The organism is Ectothiorhodospira magna, assembly GCF_900110965.1.
Classification (GTDB): Bacteria; Pseudomonadota; Gammaproteobacteria; order Ectothiorhodospirales; family Ectothiorhodospiraceae; genus Ectothiorhodospira; species Ectothiorhodospira magna.
This window is the reverse complement of sequence record NZ_FOFO01000007.1, coordinates 86009-102774: the sequence shown is the minus strand read 5'-3', so window position 1 is coordinate 102774 and position 16766 is coordinate 86009. Positions and strand designations below refer to the sequence as shown.

At 62.7% G+C, this 16766-nt stretch carries 15 protein-coding genes and 1 other RNA gene; 12 read left to right on the top strand and 4 right to left on the bottom strand.

All coding sequences use genetic code 11. The features are described from left to right. Window positions 1–186: 186 nt before the first annotated feature. Window positions 187–539, bottom strand: a transfer-messenger RNA (tmRNA) gene (gene ssrA, locus BMX62_RS04445). A gap of 174 nt (window positions 540–713) precedes the next feature. Here ssrA and BMX62_RS04440 point away from each other — a divergent pair. After that, a complete protein-coding gene (locus BMX62_RS04440) occupies window positions 714–1355 on the top strand; it encodes a 3'-5' exonuclease family protein (protein WP_202906201.1) in 642 nt (213 codons plus the stop codon). Here the strand turns inward: BMX62_RS04440 and BMX62_RS04435 are convergent. Both BMX62_RS04435 and BMX62_RS04430 read right to left on the bottom strand, forming a co-directional pair. Further along, window positions 1349–4081, bottom strand: coding sequence for a TRAP transporter permease (locus tag BMX62_RS04435; protein ID WP_090204864.1), 2733 nt, complete (start codon window positions 4079–4081; stop codon window positions 1349–1351). The genes BMX62_RS04440 and BMX62_RS04435 overlap by 7 nt on opposite strands. Before the next feature lie 71 nt (window positions 4082–4152). Continuing rightward, on the bottom strand, window positions 4153–5124 hold the full coding sequence (locus BMX62_RS04430; protein ID WP_090204861.1) for a TAXI family TRAP transporter solute-binding subunit: 972 nt from the start codon (window positions 5122–5124) through the stop codon (window positions 4153–4155). Window positions 5125–5260: 136 nt separating this feature from the next. On the opposite strand from BMX62_RS04430, the gene glyA reads away from it, so the two are divergent. From glyA to BMX62_RS04375, 11 genes are read left to right on the top strand one after another with little or no spacing between them, the layout of a single operon-like run. After that, entirely contained in the window at window positions 5261–6514 is a 1254-nt protein-coding gene (gene glyA / locus BMX62_RS04425) for a serine hydroxymethyltransferase (RefSeq protein ID WP_090204858.1), read from the top strand. A 33-nt stretch (window positions 6515–6547) separates the two neighbouring features. Beyond that, on the top strand, window positions 6548–7030 hold the full coding sequence (nrdR, locus tag BMX62_RS04420) for a transcriptional regulator NrdR (protein ID WP_090204855.1): 483 nt from the start codon (window positions 6548–6550) through the stop codon (window positions 7028–7030). A 12-nt stretch (window positions 7031–7042) separates the two neighbouring features. Next, on the top strand, window positions 7043–8182 hold the full coding sequence (gene ribD, locus BMX62_RS04415) for a bifunctional diaminohydroxyphosphoribosylaminopyrimidine deaminase/5-amino-6-(5-phosphoribosylamino)uracil reductase RibD (protein ID WP_238375848.1): 1140 nt from the start codon (window positions 7043–7045) through the stop codon (window positions 8180–8182). 47 nt (window positions 8183–8229) lie between these two features. Further along, complete coding sequence (locus tag BMX62_RS04410; protein ID WP_090204850.1) at window positions 8230–8886, top strand: riboflavin synthase; 657 nt, start codon at window positions 8230–8232, stop codon at window positions 8884–8886. 57 nt (window positions 8887–8943) lie between these two features. Continuing rightward, window positions 8944–9279, top strand: coding sequence for a DUF3392 domain-containing protein (locus tag BMX62_RS04405; RefSeq protein WP_090204847.1), 336 nt, complete (start codon window positions 8944–8946; stop codon window positions 9277–9279). 48 nt (window positions 9280–9327) lie between these two features. Further along, window positions 9328–10443, top strand: coding sequence for a bifunctional 3,4-dihydroxy-2-butanone-4-phosphate synthase/GTP cyclohydrolase II (gene ribBA, locus BMX62_RS04400; protein ID WP_090204844.1), 1116 nt, complete (start codon window positions 9328–9330; stop codon window positions 10441–10443). A gap of 15 nt (window positions 10444–10458) precedes the next feature. Next, window positions 10459–10941: a 6,7-dimethyl-8-ribityllumazine synthase gene (gene ribH / locus BMX62_RS04395; RefSeq protein ID WP_090204841.1), complete on the top strand. Its 483-nt coding sequence runs from the start codon at window positions 10459–10461 to the stop codon at window positions 10939–10941. Then, complete coding sequence (nusB, locus tag BMX62_RS04390; RefSeq protein WP_090204838.1) at window positions 10938–11381, top strand: transcription antitermination factor NusB; 444 nt, start codon at window positions 10938–10940, stop codon at window positions 11379–11381. The genes ribH and nusB overlap by 4 nt, the downstream gene beginning before the upstream one ends. A gap of 9 nt (window positions 11382–11390) precedes the next feature. Next, on the top strand, window positions 11391–12362 hold the full coding sequence (gene thiL, locus BMX62_RS04385) for a thiamine-phosphate kinase (protein WP_090204836.1): 972 nt from the start codon (window positions 11391–11393) through the stop codon (window positions 12360–12362). Next, a complete protein-coding gene (locus tag BMX62_RS04380; protein ID WP_090204833.1) occupies window positions 12359–12871 on the top strand; it encodes a phosphatidylglycerophosphatase A family protein in 513 nt (170 codons plus the stop codon). Before thiL ends, BMX62_RS04380 begins: the two co-directional genes overlap by 4 nt. Window positions 12872–12917: 46 nt before the next feature. Next, on the top strand, window positions 12918–16274 hold the full coding sequence (locus BMX62_RS04375) for an EAL domain-containing protein (RefSeq protein WP_090204829.1): 3357 nt from the start codon (window positions 12918–12920) through the stop codon (window positions 16272–16274). Window positions 16275–16454: 180 nt separating this feature from the next. On the opposite strand, the gene soxZ is transcribed toward BMX62_RS04375, so the two are convergent. Then, a complete protein-coding gene (gene soxZ, locus BMX62_RS04370; protein ID WP_090204826.1) occupies window positions 16455–16763 on the bottom strand; it encodes a thiosulfate oxidation carrier complex protein SoxZ in 309 nt (102 codons plus the stop codon). Window positions 16764–16766: the final 3 nt, after the last annotated feature.

Sequence of the window (16766 nt, the reverse complement as noted above, 5' to 3'; positions counted from 1 at the left end):
GATGATAGTGTGGGGCCTCCCCATGTGAAAGTAGGTCACTGCCAGGCACTTATTCCAAACCCCGATTGGTCAACCAGTCGGGGTTTTTTTCGTGGCCGAAAAGTGAGTGCCGAGGTGTGGGTAGGGGAGAGGGCCTATAATAAAAAAGGCCCTTTCGTATGATCCGAAAGAGCCTTTTCATCATGCTGGTGGAGGCGGCGGGAATCGAACCCGCGTCCGCAAGCCCTACGCCCTTGGTACTACATGCTTAGTTCGTCTTTTAGGTTAACGCCTTGGTCTCCGACGAACAGGATACCGCAGCGCGAGCCCGATCGGTTTTAATGGTTAAGACCCGGGCAGGTCCGCTCCACGAGCTTGTATGCGATGACCTCTGAGTAGAACCTACAAGCAAATCCCGTCAGAGGCTGACCGGTTTTTAGGCGGCCAGAGCGTAGTTGTCGTCGTTGGCAACTATAGCGTTACAGCATTTTGACGAGGTTAGCTGTATCCTCGGCATGCACCTCAGGTTTCACGACCCACGTCGAAGCCAGGTCGCCCCCTTGAAGGAGTAGACAGATTACCCCAATCGGGGTTCCTTGTCATCCGATGTTTTTTTCTGCATTGAGGGGGCCAGTACAATCCCCGCGAACCCCTGCCCTCTTGGCAAGGTTGTTGCTCCAGGGTACACGGGGTTATGATGGTCAGCCCTACCCTGGCGCCTGCCAAGTCTCCTTATGCCTGCTTCCTTTTCTCACAGCACGTTCCCTTGTTTTCTGGATTTTGAGGCGTCATCCCTCAGCGAGCAAAGCTATCCGGTTCAAGTGGCCTGGTCCGATGGCGAGGGGCAGGTGGAGTGCTGGCTGATCCGTCCCGCCGATGATTGGCGTGACTGGTGTGAAGGGGCCGAGGAGATACACGGGATTACCCGTGAATCCATCGAGGACGAGGGACAAGACATCGCCTGGGTGTGCCGGCGGATGAATCAGGCTCTGGCTGGCAAGGTGGTCTTCACCGATGGCGTCCATCTGGACCGTTTCTGGCTGCGACGCCTGTTTGTCGCCGGCAACGCCATGCCCCGTTTTCGCTTGGGTGACCTGTTCAAGCTGCTGGAACCCCGGCTGCCGCCGCCGGAATACCGACCACCGGATTTGTTGCGCAACCTGATAGATAAAGCCTGGAAGTTGACCCCAGGCTTTGCCCATCAGGCAGACACTGATGTCAAATATATGCTGAATTTGTGGCAATTGGTGCGCCATGGATCAGCATTATCGGCAGGGGCTGATACCGGCCCAAGTATGTCCCCTCGGTTATATCCGCCCGGACACGGACCCACGGGAGTGCAGGCACATGTCCGGGGGCGTGATGGTGGTTATTGACTGGCTGTTGGTGTCAAGGTGCTGTCACGACATCGACGGCGATGCTGCCGCCAGGCGATCAGGCCCAGCAGGGCCAGGGCGGGCAGGTAGAACCATTCGGGGGCCGGTCGGCTGGCGGGTACCATCACTTCGGTGATCTGCCAGCCAGGTTCCAGCCCCAGGCGTTCCGCCGGGCTGCCGAAGGCGACGAAACTGATACTCACTTGATCACCAAAGGCCATGATGCCCAGTCCGGCCTGGCGCAGGCGCTGGGTTGCCGGGGCCGGTTCGCCCAGGGGCAGCATCACGGCCCGGGTCACTTCCCGACCCTCCAGATCCATGCCTTCCACCCGTAGCCGCAGTTGTCCCCCGCCCGCAGTGGCCTCGGCCACCGCCTGGATCTCGGCGGCGGGCAGGTGGTCATAGCGGGGGTGGATGCGGTCCATGAGCAGGTTGGGGGCGAACATCACCAGGGCCGCCGCCAGCAGGAGTGCGGATTCGTGCAGGCGGCTGCGGGTCAGGAACCAGCCCTGGGTGGCGGCGGCAAACATCAGGATGCCGATGAGCGCACCCATGAAGGTGATGAGCAACTGCCAGAGACTGTCCACGCCGATGAGCAGGAGCTGGGTGTTGAACACGAACAAAAAGGGCAGGGTCACGGTCCGCAGGCTGTAGATGAAGGCCTGCACCCCGGTACGGATCGGGTCGGCGCGGGAGACCGCGGCGGCGGCGAAGGAGGCCAGGCCCACCGGCGGGGTGACGTCGGCCATGATGCCGAAATAGAACACGAACAGGTGGGCGGCGATCAGCGGAATCAGCAGGCCGTGCATGGAGCCCAGTTCCACGATCACCGGGGCCATCAGGGTGGCGACGATGATGTAATTGGCGGTGGTGGGCAGACCCAGGCCCAGCACCAGGCAGATGACGGCGGTGAGCAGCAGCATGAGCATCAGGTTGCCGCCGGAGAGGAATTCCACCAGGTCGGTCATGGCCAGGCCGATGCCGGTCATGGCCACGGTGCCGACGATGATCCCGGCGGCGGCGGTGGCCACGCCGATGCCCACCATGTTGCGGGCGCCCTGCACCATGCCGTCGGCCAGGTCCTTGAAACCCCGCAGGAAGGCATTGTCCTGTCGGCGCCCGAACAGCACCATCAGCGGTCGCTGGGTCACCATGATGAAGATCATGAACACCACCGCCCAGAACGCCGACAGGCCGGGGGAGAGCCGTTCCACCACCAGACACCACACCAGCACCACCACCGGCAGCAGGTAGTGCAGGCCCGCCTGCAGGGTGGGTCCGGGGTCTGGCAGTTCCAGGTGTCCCTCGTCCACCATGGGGGGCTCCGGTACCCGGCAGGCAATCCAGAGCAGACCCAGGTAGGCGGCCATCACCAGCGTGCCGATCACCCATGGGGAAGCGTCGCCGGTGACGGTCTTGATCCAGCCCAGGCCGTAGTAGGTGACGCCGGCCAGGATGAACAGCCCCGAGACGGTCAGGCCGAAACCGAGCAGGCGGCGCTGCCAGGTGCTTTCATGGCGCCTGGGCAGTCCTTCCATGCCGGCCTTCATGGCTTCTAGGTGAACGATGTAGAACAGGGCGATGTAGGCGATCACCGCCGGCAGGAAGGCGTGCTTGACCACCTCCACGTAGGGGATGCCCACGTATTCCACCATGAGAAAGGCGGCGGCCCCCATGACCGGCGGCATGAGCTGTCCGTTGACCGAACTGCTCACTTCCACCGCCCCGGCCTTGTGGGCGGGGAAGCCCACCCGTTTCATGAGGGGCACGGTGAAGGTGCCGGTGGTGACCACGTTGGCGATGGAAGAACCGGACACCACGCCGGTCATGCCGGAGGCCACCACGGCGGCCTTGGCCGGGCCGCCCCGCAGGTGGCCCAGCAGGGCGAAGGCCACGCGAATGAAATAGCCGCCGGCACCGGCTTTTTCCAGCAGGGCACCGAACAGCACAAACAGGAAGACGAAGCTGGTGGAGACCCCCAGGGCAATGCCGAAGACCCCTTCGTTGGAAAGCCATTGCTGGGACATGGCGCGGGCGAAGGACGCCCCCCGGTGGGCGATCATATCGGGCATCCAGGGGCCGGCGAAGGTGTAGAGCAGGAATACCAGGGCAATGATCATCAGGGCCGGCCCCAGCACCCGGCGGGTGGCTTCCAGCAGCAAGGCCATGCCGCAGCCGGCGATGGCCAGGTCCAGGGGAGTGGGTGCGCCGGGGCGCTGTGCCAGTTCCTGGTGGAACAGGAACAGGTAGGCGGCGCAGAAGGCGGCCATGCCCCCCAGCAGCCAGTCGGCCACCGGCACGCGCTCGGCCGGGGCGGGGCGCAGGGACGGCCAGGCGGCCAGCAGGACGGCGCCGCCGGTGGCGGCGAAGACCCAGGCCCTGGGGATGTCCTGGATGAACTGGTACAGGGCCAGGCCGAACAGGCCGGCGGCCAGCAGCAGGAAGAAGATGCCCGCCAGGGGGCGATGCCTGGCCATGGGGCTGACGGCGGGGAAGGCGATGAAGGCAAGAAAGACAGCAAAGGCCAGGTGGATGGACCGGGCCTGGGTTTCAGAGACGACGAAAACGTCGAACCAGAAGGGCAGGGGGGAGGCGATCCAGATCTGGAACAGCGACCAGGCCAGGGCGGTGACATAGAGCAGCGCCCGGACCGGTGGTCCGGGTTTGCGACCGCCGGTTTCCACCTGACCGGCCAGGTCGATGCTGGAAGTGTCCGGGTTGTTCACGGGTGTTTTTTCCGTTCAGGGCATGAAATAGCCCTTCTCCCCTGGGGGAGAAGGGCGTAAAGCGGGATTTTTTAGTCCATCAGCCCCGCTTCCCGGTAATACCGCCTGGCCCCCTCATGCAACGGCGCCGACAGGCCCTGAGTCACCATGGTCTCTTTCTCCAGGACGCCGAAGGCCGGGTGCATGCCCTTGAAGGTGTCGAAGTTTTCAAACACCGCCCGGGTCACATGGTAAATGGCGGCGTCCGAACTGCGGGTGGAGGAGACCAGGGTGGCGCCCACGCCGAAGGTCTTTACGTCCTCCTCCTGCCCCGGATACATTCCCGCCGGGATGGTGGCGGTGAAGTAGTAGGGGGTATCCTCCACCAGACGATCAATCACCTCGCCACTGACCGGCACCAGGCGGGCGTTGCAGGTGACGATGGGCTCCTGGATGGCCGCCGACGGATGACCCACCGTGAACAGCACCACGTCGATCCGGTTGTCGCACAGGGCCTGTCCCTGCTCCCGGGACGGGAGTTCCGAGGCCAGGGCAAAATCCTGCATCGTCCAGCCGTAATGCCGCATCAGCCGTTCCACCGTGCCCCGCTGACCGGATCCAGGATTACCCACATTGACCCGCTTGCCCTTGATGTCCTCGAAATGCCGGATATCGCTGTCCTCCCGCACCAGCACCGTGAATGGTTCAGGGTGCAGGGACATGACGGCCCGCAGGCTTTCGTTCGGACCGGCTTCCTCGAAGCGGTCGGAACCATGATAGGCATGGTAGTGCCAGTCCGACTGCACCACCCCAAGGTCCATTTCGTCGGCACGGATGGAGTTGAGGTTGAACACCGAACCACCGGTGCTCTGGGCTCGGCAGCGCAGGCCATGGCTGTCCTGGTCCCGGTTGACCAGCCGGCAGATGTGCTGGCCGGTGGGATAATAGACACCGGTGACGCCGCCGGTGCCGATGGTGATGAAACGCTGGTCGGCCGCAGCGGGAAGGGCTGTAAGGCCAGCCAGTACCGCAGTCAAGGCCATTCCTGTCATGTGCTTGCGCATGGGCTTTTCTCCTGAAGGCAGCTGTGAACCTGACTCCTGTTCATGGGTTTTTAACGTGCGTGAAACAGCAAAATCCAGTAACATTCAAGCCTTTTTCCACCGCCTGATCAATCGCTTTGCGGGGAGTAACCCGAAAATGTTTTCCAGCAACATGAGTATCGCCGGCTATGACGATGAGCTTTGGCAGGCCATCGAGTCCGAGTCCCGTCGTCAGGAAGAGCATATCGAACTGATCGCCTCGGAGAATTATGCCAGCCCCCGGGTGATGCAGGCCCAGGGCTCGGTACTCACCAACAAGTATGCCGAAGGATACCCCGGCAAGCGCTACTATGGTGGCTGTGAATACGTGGATACGGCCGAACAGCTGGCCATCGACCGCGCCAAGACCCTGTTCGGTGCCGACTACGTCAACGTCCAGCCCCATTCCGGTTCCCAGGCCAATGCCGCCGTCTACATGGCCCTGCTCAACCCCGGTGATACGGTGCTGGGCATGAGCCTGGCCCATGGCGGCCATCTTACCCACGGCGCCAAGGTCAACTTCTCCGGCAAGATCTACCACTCGGTGCTCTACGGCATCGACGATCAGGGCTACATCGACTACGACCAGGTGGAAGCCTTGGCGTTGGAACACAAGCCGAAGATGATCGTGGCCGGTTTCTCCGCCTATTCCCGGGTGGTGGACTGGCAACGCTTCCGTGACATCGCCGACACCGTGGGTGCCTACCTGATGGTGGACATGGCCCACGTGGCCGGTCTGGTGGCCGGCGGGGTCTATCCCAATCCGGTGCAGATCGCCGATGTGACCACTTCCACCACCCACAAGACCCTGCGGGGTCCCCGCGGCGGCATCATCCTGGCCCGGAGCAATCCGGAGCTGGAAAAGAAATTCAATTCCCTGGTCTTCCCCGGCACTCAGGGTGGTCCGCTGATGCACGCCATCGCCGGCAAGGCCGTGGCCTTCAAGGAAGCCCTGGAGCCTGAATTCAAGGCCTATCAGCAGCAGGTGGTGGCCAATGCCCGCGTGATGGCGGCCGAACTCATGGCCCGGGGCTACAAGGTGGTGTCCGGCGGCACCGACAACCATCTATTCCTGGTGGACCTGATCGACAAGGGCATGACCGGCAAGGACGCGGACGCAGCACTGGGTCGGGCCAACATCACCGTGAACAAGAACTCGGTGCCCAACGATCCCCAGTCCCCCTTCGTCACCAGCGGTCTGCGCATCGGCACCCCGGCCATCACCACCCGCGGCTTCAAGGAGGCCGAGTGCAAGGCGTTGGCCCAGTGGATCTGCGATGTGCTGGACGATCTGGACAACCAAGCGGTGATTGATCAGGTCAAGGCCCGGGTGCTGGAGGTCTGTACCCGTTTCCCGGTGTATGGTGGTTAAGGCGCCATCGGGGCGACCTGGGGGAATGTCACCATGAAATGCCCGTTCTGCGGCGCCCCCGATACCCGCGTGGTGGATTCCCGCCTCGCGGGCGAGGGAGATCAGGTCCGGCGGCGCCGGGAGTGTGTCTCCTGCAGCGAACGCTTCACCACCTTTGAAGGGGCGGAGCTGAATCTGCCCAGGGTGATCAAACGCGACGGCAGTCGCGAACCCTTTGCCGAGGCCAAGTTGCGGGCGGGCATGATGCATGCCCTGGAAAAGCGTCCCGTACCTACGGACCGGATTGAGGCTGAACTGGCACGTATCAAGCACCGGGCGCTGACCCAGGGTGAGCGGGAAATTCCGGCCAAGCGCATTGGTGAATGGGTGATGGAGGCACTCAGGGAACTGGATCAGGTGGCTTACATCCGTTTTGCCTCGGTTTATCTGAGTTTTGCCGATGTCAGGGCGTTTCGGGAAATGGTCGAACGTCTGGAACGGGAGCCGCCACCGGACGGCGGCGCACCCACCGTCTGACCGATGACCACGATGCCATTGACCGGCCGGGACCACCGGCTTATGGGCCGGGCCTTGCAACTGGCGCGCCGCGGGCTGTACACCACCGATCCCAATCCCCGGGTGGGGTGTGTGGTGGCCCGGGATGGTCATGTGCTGGGGGAAGGCTTTCATGTGCGGGCTGGCGAACCTCATGCGGAGGTCCTGGCCCTGGCCCATGCGGGCGAGGCGGCCCGGGGCGCCACGGCCTATGTGACCCTGGAACCCTGCAGCCATCATGGCCGCACCCCGCCATGTGTGGATGCCTTGCTCCGGGCCGGCGTGGGGCGGGTGGTGGCGGCCATGACCGACCCCAACCCCCTGGTGGCCGGTCGGGGACTGGAACGGCTGCGGGTGGCGGGGGTGGCGGTGGCCGTGGGCCTGATGGAATCCCAGGCACGTGCCCTCAACCCCGGCTTTGTCAGCCGGATGGAGCGGGGGCGACCCTGGGTCCGGGTCAAGCTGGCGGCCAGTCTGGACGGTCGTACCGCCATGGCCTGCGGCGAGAGCCGCTGGATCACCGACGAGGCGGCGCGGCGGGATGTACAGTTTCTGCGGGCCAGAGCCTCCGCCATCCTGACCGGGATGGGTACGGTACGGGCCGATGATCCCCGCCTGGATGTTCGCCTGTCTGCCGAGGCCCTGGACGTGGACGGACCGGTGCGCCAGCCCTTGCGGGTGGTGCTGGACCGGGAGGGCCGGCTGACCGCCGCCGCCCGCCTGTTTCAGACCGAGGGTCCGGTGCTGGTCTTGACCGACCCTCAGGTGCTGGCCCGTCAAACCCGGGATCTGGCCCATGTCAACGCCCAGGTTGAGGCCGTGACCGTCTCCCGGGGGCACCTGGATCTGCCCGCCGTGATGAATCTGCTGGCCCGGCATCAGGTCAATGAACTACACGTGGAGGCCGGGCCGGTCTTGTGCGGTGCCCTGCTGGAGGCCGGTCTGGTGGACGAGCTGGTGCTCTATCTGGCACCCCATCTGATGGGCGCCACGGGACGAGGGCTGTTCGACCTGCCCCTGGGGCGAATGGCGGATCGCGTGGCACTGGACATCAGCGACCTGCGGGCCGTGGGCAGGGACTGGCGAATCACGGCCCGCGTCGTTGGTCCGGGCGCAGGGGACGAGGGTCGCTGATGGAGCGGCCCCGGCACCATCCACAATCATCAACCCGAGAACCCGACATGTTCACAGGTATTATTCAGGCCGTCGGCACCCTGTCCGCTGTCGAGGCCCGGGGCGGAGACAGCCGCCTGACCCTGGGTACCGGCAAACTGGACCTGTCCGATGTGAGACTGGGCGACAGCATTGCCGTCAACGGTGTGTGTCTGACCGCCGTGGCCCTGCCCGGTGACAGCTTTGTTGCTGATGTCTCCGGCGAAACCCTGTCCAGAACCTCTCTGGGTCATCTCTCCCCCGGTGATCCGGTGAACCTGGAAAAGGCGCTGACCCTGTCCACGCCCCTGGGGGGGCATCTGGTCAGTGGCCATGTGGATGGCCTGGGCCGGATAACCGCCATCGAGTCCGATGGCCGTTCCTGGCGCTATCATGTGCAGGTGCCGGACGAGTTGGCCCGTTACATCGCCCCCAAGGGATCGGTGTGTATCGACGGCACCAGTTTGACCGTGAACACGGTGGATGGGGCACGGTTCAGCGTCAATATCGTCCCCCACACCCAGCAGGAAACCATCATCCGGACCTATCGGGTAGGCAGTCAGGTGAACATCGAGGTGGACCTGATTGCCCGTTACCTGGAACGTCTGCTGCTGGGGGAGGGGGCCGCCCGCTCCGGCGGTGCCATCAGCGAGGCTTTTTTAGCCGAGCATGGCTTTGTGAAATAGCTCCGGCGCAGATGCGTCAATTACCCCCCCTTGACGGGGTTTCTCGCGGAGGAACTGATGATTGAATGGCTGGATACCATCCTGCTGCAGGCAGGAAGCTGGGTACGGGGTCATGTGGGCCAGATTGCCCTGGCCCTTGTGGCCACGTTGCTGGTGATTTATGGCAATGACATCAATCGCACCCTGAAAATCATCCTGCGGCCCTATCATCGCCTGCTGCGTCTCTTGGGCTTTGTGCTGATGTGTGCCTTTGGCTACGGTGCCCTGACGGTGTTTTTCACGCCGCTGCTGGCCAATGTCCTGGTCATGGTGGATACCCGCTGGATGGCCCCCATGGTGGTGGGCGCCTTCCTGCTGCTGGGCTTTCTGGCCGAGCGCAAGCATCAGCTTTGATCCGGTTGTACCGGATTTTCATTCCCAACTTCCAGCCGGCGATTGCCCATGTCACTCAATACCACGGAAGAAATCATCGAAGACCTGCGTCAGGGTCGGATGGTGATCATCGTCGATGACGAGGACCGGGAAAACGAGGGTGATCTGCTCATGATCGCCTCCCTGACCCGGCCCGAAGACATCAATTTCATGGCCCGCTTCGGGCGTGGCCTCATCTGCCTGACCCTGACCCGGGAACGCTGTCGTCAGCTCAAGCTGCCGCTGATGGTGGGGGATACCAACGACAAGCATGCCACCAACTTCACCGTCTCCATCGAGGCGGCGGAAGGGGTGACCACCGGGATTTCCGCCTATGATCGCGCCCATACGGTGCGTACCGCGGTGGCGCCCAATGCCCGCCCCGAGGATCTGGTCCAGCCCGGACACATCTTTCCCCTCATGGCCCAGCCGGGTGGGGTGCTGGTGCGGGCCGGACATACCGAGGCCGGCTGTGACTATGCCCGCCTGGCGGGGTTCGAGCCGGCGGCGGTGATCGTCGAGATCCTCAACGAGGACGGCTCCATGGCCCGGCGCCCGGACCTGGAGCGCTTTGCCGCCGAGCATGACCTGAAGATGGGGACCATCGAGGATCTGATCCGCTACCGCATCGAGAACGAGCGCAGCGTGGAGCGGGTGGCGGAAAGCCCGTTTCCCACCGAGTTCGGCGAGTTTCGCCTCATCGCCTATGAGGATACGGTGGACAAGGCCCTGCACTTTGCCTTGGTCAAGGGCGAAGTGGACGGCGAGACGCCCACCCTGGTGCGTGTCCATCTGGGGGGTGGCCTGTGCGATACCCTGGCCTATCGCGGCCCCAACTGTGGCTGGCCGTTGCGGGGGGCGCTGGCACGCATCGAGGCGGAAGGGGCCGGGGTGGCGGTGGTCATTCACAAGCCGGAAAGTCCCCGGGAAATGGTCCGTCGCCTGCGGGAGATGGCCCTGCGCAGCCGCCACCCCAGCCCGCCGGTCCAGGATGAGCAGGAACCGGCCGAGCTGCGCACCCACGGCATCGGCGCCCAGATTCTCAAGGACCTGGGCATCCGCAAGATGCGCCTGCTGTCCTCCCCCAAACGCTTCCATGGGCTCGGTGGTTTCGGGCTCGAAGTGGTCGAATACGTCAACGACTAATTCAAGAGTAATCCCATGAACTCAGCCATCCAGACCCATGAAGGGACCTTCACCGACCTCTCCGACGTGCGCGTCGGCCTGGTCTTGTCCCGCTTCAACGCCTTCATTGTCGAGCGCCTGCTGGAAGGGGCCGAGGACGCCCTGCTGCGTCACGGCGTACCGGCCGCAAACCTGACCGTGGCCCGGGTGCCCGGTGCCTACGAACTGCCCCTGGCGGTCAAGGTGATGGCCGATTCCGGCAAGTACGACGCCATCATCGCCCTGGGCTGCGTGATCCGCGGTTCCACCCCCCATTTCGACTATGTGGCGGGCGAGGCCACCAAGGGCCTGGCTCAGATTCAGCTGGAATACAGTCTGCCCATCTCCTTCGGCGTGCTGACCACGGACACCATCGAGCAGGCCATCGAGCGCGCCGGCACCAAGGCCGGCAACAAGGGCGCCGATGCCGCCCTGGGCGCCCTGGAGATGGTCAGCCTGATCAGGTCGCTTCGCGTATGAACCAGCCCCATTCCATGGACCATCGTCGCCTGATCCACGCCCGGCGCCACGCCCGGCGTCTGGTGATGCAGGCCCTGTATCAGTGGCAGTTGACCGGCTACCACCCCAAGGACATCCTGGCCCAGTTCAAGGAAGATCCCGAGATGGAAAAGGCGGACTGGGAATATTTCCGCATGATCCTGCTGGGGGTGACCGACCAGGTGAAGGTGGTCGACGCCCTGGTGGAACCTCATCTGGATCGCCCCATGGAACAGGTGGACCCGGTGGAGCGGGCCATCCTGCGGCTGTCCGCCTATGAATTGCACCATTGCCCCGAGGTACCCTACAAGGTGGCCATCACCGAGGCGGTGGCCCTGGCCAGGAAGTTTGGCGCAGAGCAGGGACACCGGTTCGTCAACGGGGTCATCGACAAGGTGGCGGCCCAGGTGTCGATCCGCTAGTGCCTGCCCGTGAAGGAATTTGACCTGATCCGTCGTTATTTCACCCAGGCGCCCAGGCATCCGGACGTGATCCTGGGGGTGGGGGATGACGCAGCCCTGTTGCGGGTGCCGCCGGGGCATGAACTGGTGGTATCGGTGGACACCCTCATTCAGGGGGTGCATTTTCCCCTGCAGACCCCACCGGCCGCTGTGGGCCATAAGGCCCTGGCAGTGAATTTAAGCGATCTGGCCGCCATGGGCGCCCTGCCTCGCTGGATCACCCTGGCCCTGACCCTGCCGGACCAAAACCCGGATTGGCTCGAAACCTTTGCCCAGGGCCTGCTGGATCTGGCCCGGCAGCACGAGGTAGAACTGGTGGGGGGGGACACCACCCGGGGGCCGTTGTCCATCACGGTGCAAGTGATGGGGCTGGTGCCCACGGGCACTGCCCTGCGGCGCCAGGGTGCCCGCCCGGGAGATCGGATTATGGTCACAGGGACACCGGGGGACGCGGCGTTGGCGCTGCAACGGCTGCTGGCTGGCCAGACCCTGGACCCGGATGACCCCCTGGTTCAGCGGCTGGACCGACCTACCCCCAGAGTGGCAGCGGGTCTGGCGGTGCGTGATCTGGCCACGGCCTGTATTGATATCTCTGACGGACTATGCCAGGACCTAGGGCATATCCTGACAGCCTCCGGGGTCGGGGCGACCCTGCATACATCTGCCCTGCCCCTGTCGCCGGCTTTCCTCAGCGGTCACCCTGTAGACTCAATTGACTGGACTCTGCCCCTGACCGGGGGGGATGATTACGAACTGCTGTTCACAGTGCCCCCGGAACACATCGCTGCGGTACACCAGGCTCTGGCCATTGCCGGCTGTCTAGTGACGGAAATTGGTGAGATTGAAGCCAGACCGGGGTTGCGGGTTTTGGGGCCAACGGGAAACCGGTTACTGTTGGAACGCAGCGGATATGATCATTTTCACACCCTGGAGCGGCCATGAGTTCACATCGTCCCCCTCCTGTCCCGCCACGGCAGGTTTTCACAGATCCGGTACATTTTCTGGCCTTCGGCTTTGGTAGCGGCCTGTCGCCCAAGGCGCCCGGTACAGCGGGTACCGTGGCCGCCATTCCCTTGTATCTGCTGTTATCGGGTCTGCCCCTTTGGGGTTATCTGTTAGCCACCCTGGTGGTTATTGTGGCCGGGATCTGGTTGTGCGGGGAAAGTTCCCGGCGCCTGGGGGTTCATGATCATCCTGGTATTGTCTGGGATGAGTTCGCCGGCTTTTTGGTCACCATGATCGCAGCTCCGGCAGGCTGGATTTGGGTGTTGGTGGGCTTTGTGCTGTTTCGCATCTTCGATGTGCTCAAGCCCTGGCCCATCGGTTGGGTCGATCGTCGAGTGGGTGGCGGCACGGGCATTGTGGTGGATGATCTGCTGGCCGGGGTTTATGCCCTGGTGGTATTGCAGTTGCTGGCCTGGTGGTGGCAGGTCTTGATGGCAACAGCATGACCCTGTTCAATGCCCTTAACGGCACATCATGGGGTGTATGGATTTAATGGCTTCTGATTCTGTCCGTCTGGGTCTTCTGGCCCCTCTCACCGGGTCGGCTGCGTTGTATGGCGAAGAGATTGCCAGGGCCGCGCAAATGGCCGTGGACGATATCAACGCCACAGGTGGCGTGTTGGGCCAGGTTGTGGAACTGGTGATCGAGGATGATGGCAGTCTGCCGGAAACCGCCATCCCTGCTGCCCGGCGTCTGGTACAGGACCGGGGGTGCGTGGCGCTGGTTGGCACCCTGTTACCCGGTCCCCGGCTTGCCGTGGCCACGGAAGTCGCCCAGCCCCTGCAGGTGCCACTGCTGAATTTTTCCTGTCTGAAAGCCAGTATCCAGGCTCCCCTGTTTTTTAATTTTTCTCCCTTGCCCAATCAGCTGATGGACCCGGTGATTCCGTTCATGGCCCGTCATCATGGCCTGAAACTGTTTTTTGCCGGACATAATCACGAGTGGCCCCGCAGCATCGCAGATACGGCCAAGGTTTCCCTGGCGGCCCTGGGGGGAGATGTGGTGGGGGAAGAGTACCTGCCCTTTGATGCGGATGATCAGACATTCGATACCCTGCTGGGGCAGGTGAGTCGCTCTGGTGCCGATGTATTTATGCCCTGTCTGTTCGGGACGGAACAGATTCAGTTGCTGCGACGGTGTGCCCAAGTCGGTCTTAACCGGCGCATGACCCTGTTAACGCCCCATTTTGATGAACGCATGGCCGGTTGCCTGAGCCATTCGGAACGCCGGGGTATTCATGCCGTTGGCAGCTATTTCATGTCCGTGGATACCCCGACCAACCGCCGGGTGCTCAAGCAGTTGTCCGGCGTGCCCGGTGTCACAGGCATCTGGCCCAGGGGCAACGGGATTCTTACCCACTTTGGCGAAGGGGTCCATGTGTGTGTGGCGGCCTTTGCTGCGGCGGTTCGGGAGGCAGGCACCACAGCGCCCGAGGCGCTGGCCGGGGCGTTGAAGCAGGTTCGGGTGTCTGCCCCCCAGGGCGAGGTGAGGACCGATCCGGCCCTGCCCCATGCCTGGACCCATGCCTGTCTGGCCCGATGTGATGCCGATGGCCAGTTTCACATCGTGACCCATTTTGGCCTGGTACCGCCTCTGATTCTGGACGCCTACCGCCTGTCTGTCACCACAGGAGAGTCTGCACAGGCGTCTGTCAGGACCGTATCCCGAGGAGGGGGTCAGGCATCCATGCCTTCCACCACCCTGGCGTGGCATATTCTGGCCTGGGCTGATATTGCCATTTTGACGGCGGACGAGCAGGCCATCATCACCCACGTCAACCGGCGGGCCTGTGAATTGTTTGGTTATGATGAGGGTGAACTGTTGGGCCAGCCCGTACACATGCTGGTCCCCCCCCAGATGCGGGCTCGCCACCAACAGGTCTATCAAGCGTTCCTCAACAGCCCGATCCAGGAGCGGCGCATGTCGGAGCGGGCGGAGATCACCGGCTACCGCCGGGATGGCAGTTTCATGCCCCTTGAAGCCTCCATCGCCAAGTTTCACGACGAGGGGCGCTGGAATCTGGTGGTAACGGTGGTGGATATTTCCTCCCGCAAGCAGGCGGAAAAGGAACTCATCTGGCGCGCCACCCATGATGGTTTGACCGAACTGCCCAATCGAGCCTTGTTGCACGAGCGTTTGGGCAGTGCCCTGGAGCGCTCCCGGCGTCATGGCCTGAGTGTGGCTCTGCTGCATCTGGGGCTGGATGGATTCAAGCTCATCAATGACAGCCACGACCGCGAGGCGGGGGATGCCTTGCTGGTGGCCGTCACCCGACGTTTGCTGGAGCAGGTGCGGCCCGGCGATATTGTGGCCCGGCTGGCGGGGGATGAATTTGCCGTATTGGCCGAGCGGGTGGAGGAAGCGGCCTCCATCGCCGGTCTGGCCGAGCGCCTGAATGAATCCATGCGCCGTCCCTTTGAGATTGACGGCGTGCCCGTGGTGGTAACCGCCAGTATTGGTGTGGCCACCGGGCAGGGGTCAACCCATAGTGCCGATGACGTGCTGCGGTGTGCTGAAACCGCTTTGCATGCCCTCAAGCAGAAGGGACGGGACGGTTGGCAGTTTTTCAATGATTATCAGCATCATCAGGCCCTTCAGCGCTTGAATGTGACCCTGGGGCTGCGTCTGGCCATTGAACGGGAAGAACTGGAGGCCCGCTTTCAGCCGATTGTGTCTTCTGACCGCAGCCGGATTGTGGGGGCGGAACTGCTGCTGCGCTGGTTTCCACCCCAGGGTGAGGTGTCTCCGGGCATTTTTATTCCCATCGCCGAGATGAGCGGGGCCATCTTGCCCATCGGTTTGTGGGTATTTCGTGAGGGCTGTCGAGCCGAAGTGGAATGGCGTCGTCGCTGGGGAGCCCATGCCCCTTATGTGTCCATCAACCTGTCCGCCCGCCAGTTGACTGATGAATCCCTGCTCGACGAGATGCGTCGCGTGTTGATGGAAACCGCCGCCGATCCGACACGAATTACCCTGGAGGTGACCGAAACGGCGCTGATGGCCGATATTGATGCCAATATTCGCATGTTGCGTCGTCTGACCGATATGGGACTGAGGCTGGCGGTGGATGATTTTGGTACCGGATACTCTTCTTTGGCTCAACTGACTCGTTTGCCGGTAGACATCCTCAAAATCGACCGGGCCTTTGTGGATGGTATCGAGACCCACCATGAAAGTCGTACCGTGGTCAGGGCGGTTATCAGTCTGGGGCGGTCCCTGGGTCTGCAACTGGTGGCCGAGGGCGTTGAAACCCAGGGGCAGCATCTGGAATTGATGAGCGGTGGCTGTGATCTGTTCCAGGGTTACCTGTTCCATGCCCCCATGAAGCCAAAGGAACTGATTTTAGCGGTCAACGAGCAACTTCGGCAGCTGACTGAAAGGGAACAGGATCAAAACGAGGAATGTTTTGTGCTCTATGTCAGCCGGGTGACTGATCCGCCGATGTCTTCCGAGGTATTGCAAAGCATCCTCACCCATAGCCGGGAAGCCAATGCCCAATGGGGTGTGACGGGATTTTTGATCCATCAGGAAGGGGAGTTCATGCAGATGCTGGAAGGCCGGCGGGATCAGGTGCGGGCGGTGATGGCACATATCCGGCGTGATCCCCGGCATCGGGATATCCGGGTGGTGATGGAAGGGAGCATTACCTCCCGCTTGTTTTCCGACTGGAGTATGGGATTTCAGGACATGTCCCGGATGCCTGGCGCACCTGATTTTACTCAATGGCGGCGGCGCACCATCAGTCTGCTGGAACTGGGGGAGGATGCCCGTACCTGCTATGCCTATATTTCAGCGTTTGCCGGGCAGGCGGATACCGGCGGCCATCAGTTCAAAAAAAGCCCGGTATAAACCGGGCCTGGTCAATTCGGCAGGTTATTATTTGATGATGTTCCTGCCGGATCTGCACCGCTATTCCGGCCAGATCTTTCCTCCTCTTTGGTGGTGGTTCCGGTCAGACTGGAACCCTGGCGCGACAATACTTTTGGGGCACTGCTGGTACTGCTGCTGGCACGACCGATCTTCTGCGTATCAGTCGATGGAAATTTCGCTGGTGTCCGACTCACCCATGTTGTCTGTCCAGGACAGCTTCAGGACATCACCCACGGCGGCCCCCTGAAACTGAAAGGATAAAAAGGGATTGCGGGAAATGGCCGGCCCCCAGTGGGCGGTGAACACATCCTGGCCATTGCATTGAGCCTGGACCTTAGTGATGTAATGGGCAGGAATGACCTCTCCGGCCTGATCCCGACGCTGACCGGTTTCCATGGGGTGATTGATGATGGCGCGCACGGTCACAATGCCTGCTTCAATCTGGGCGCGGACTCGGATGCTGGACATGGT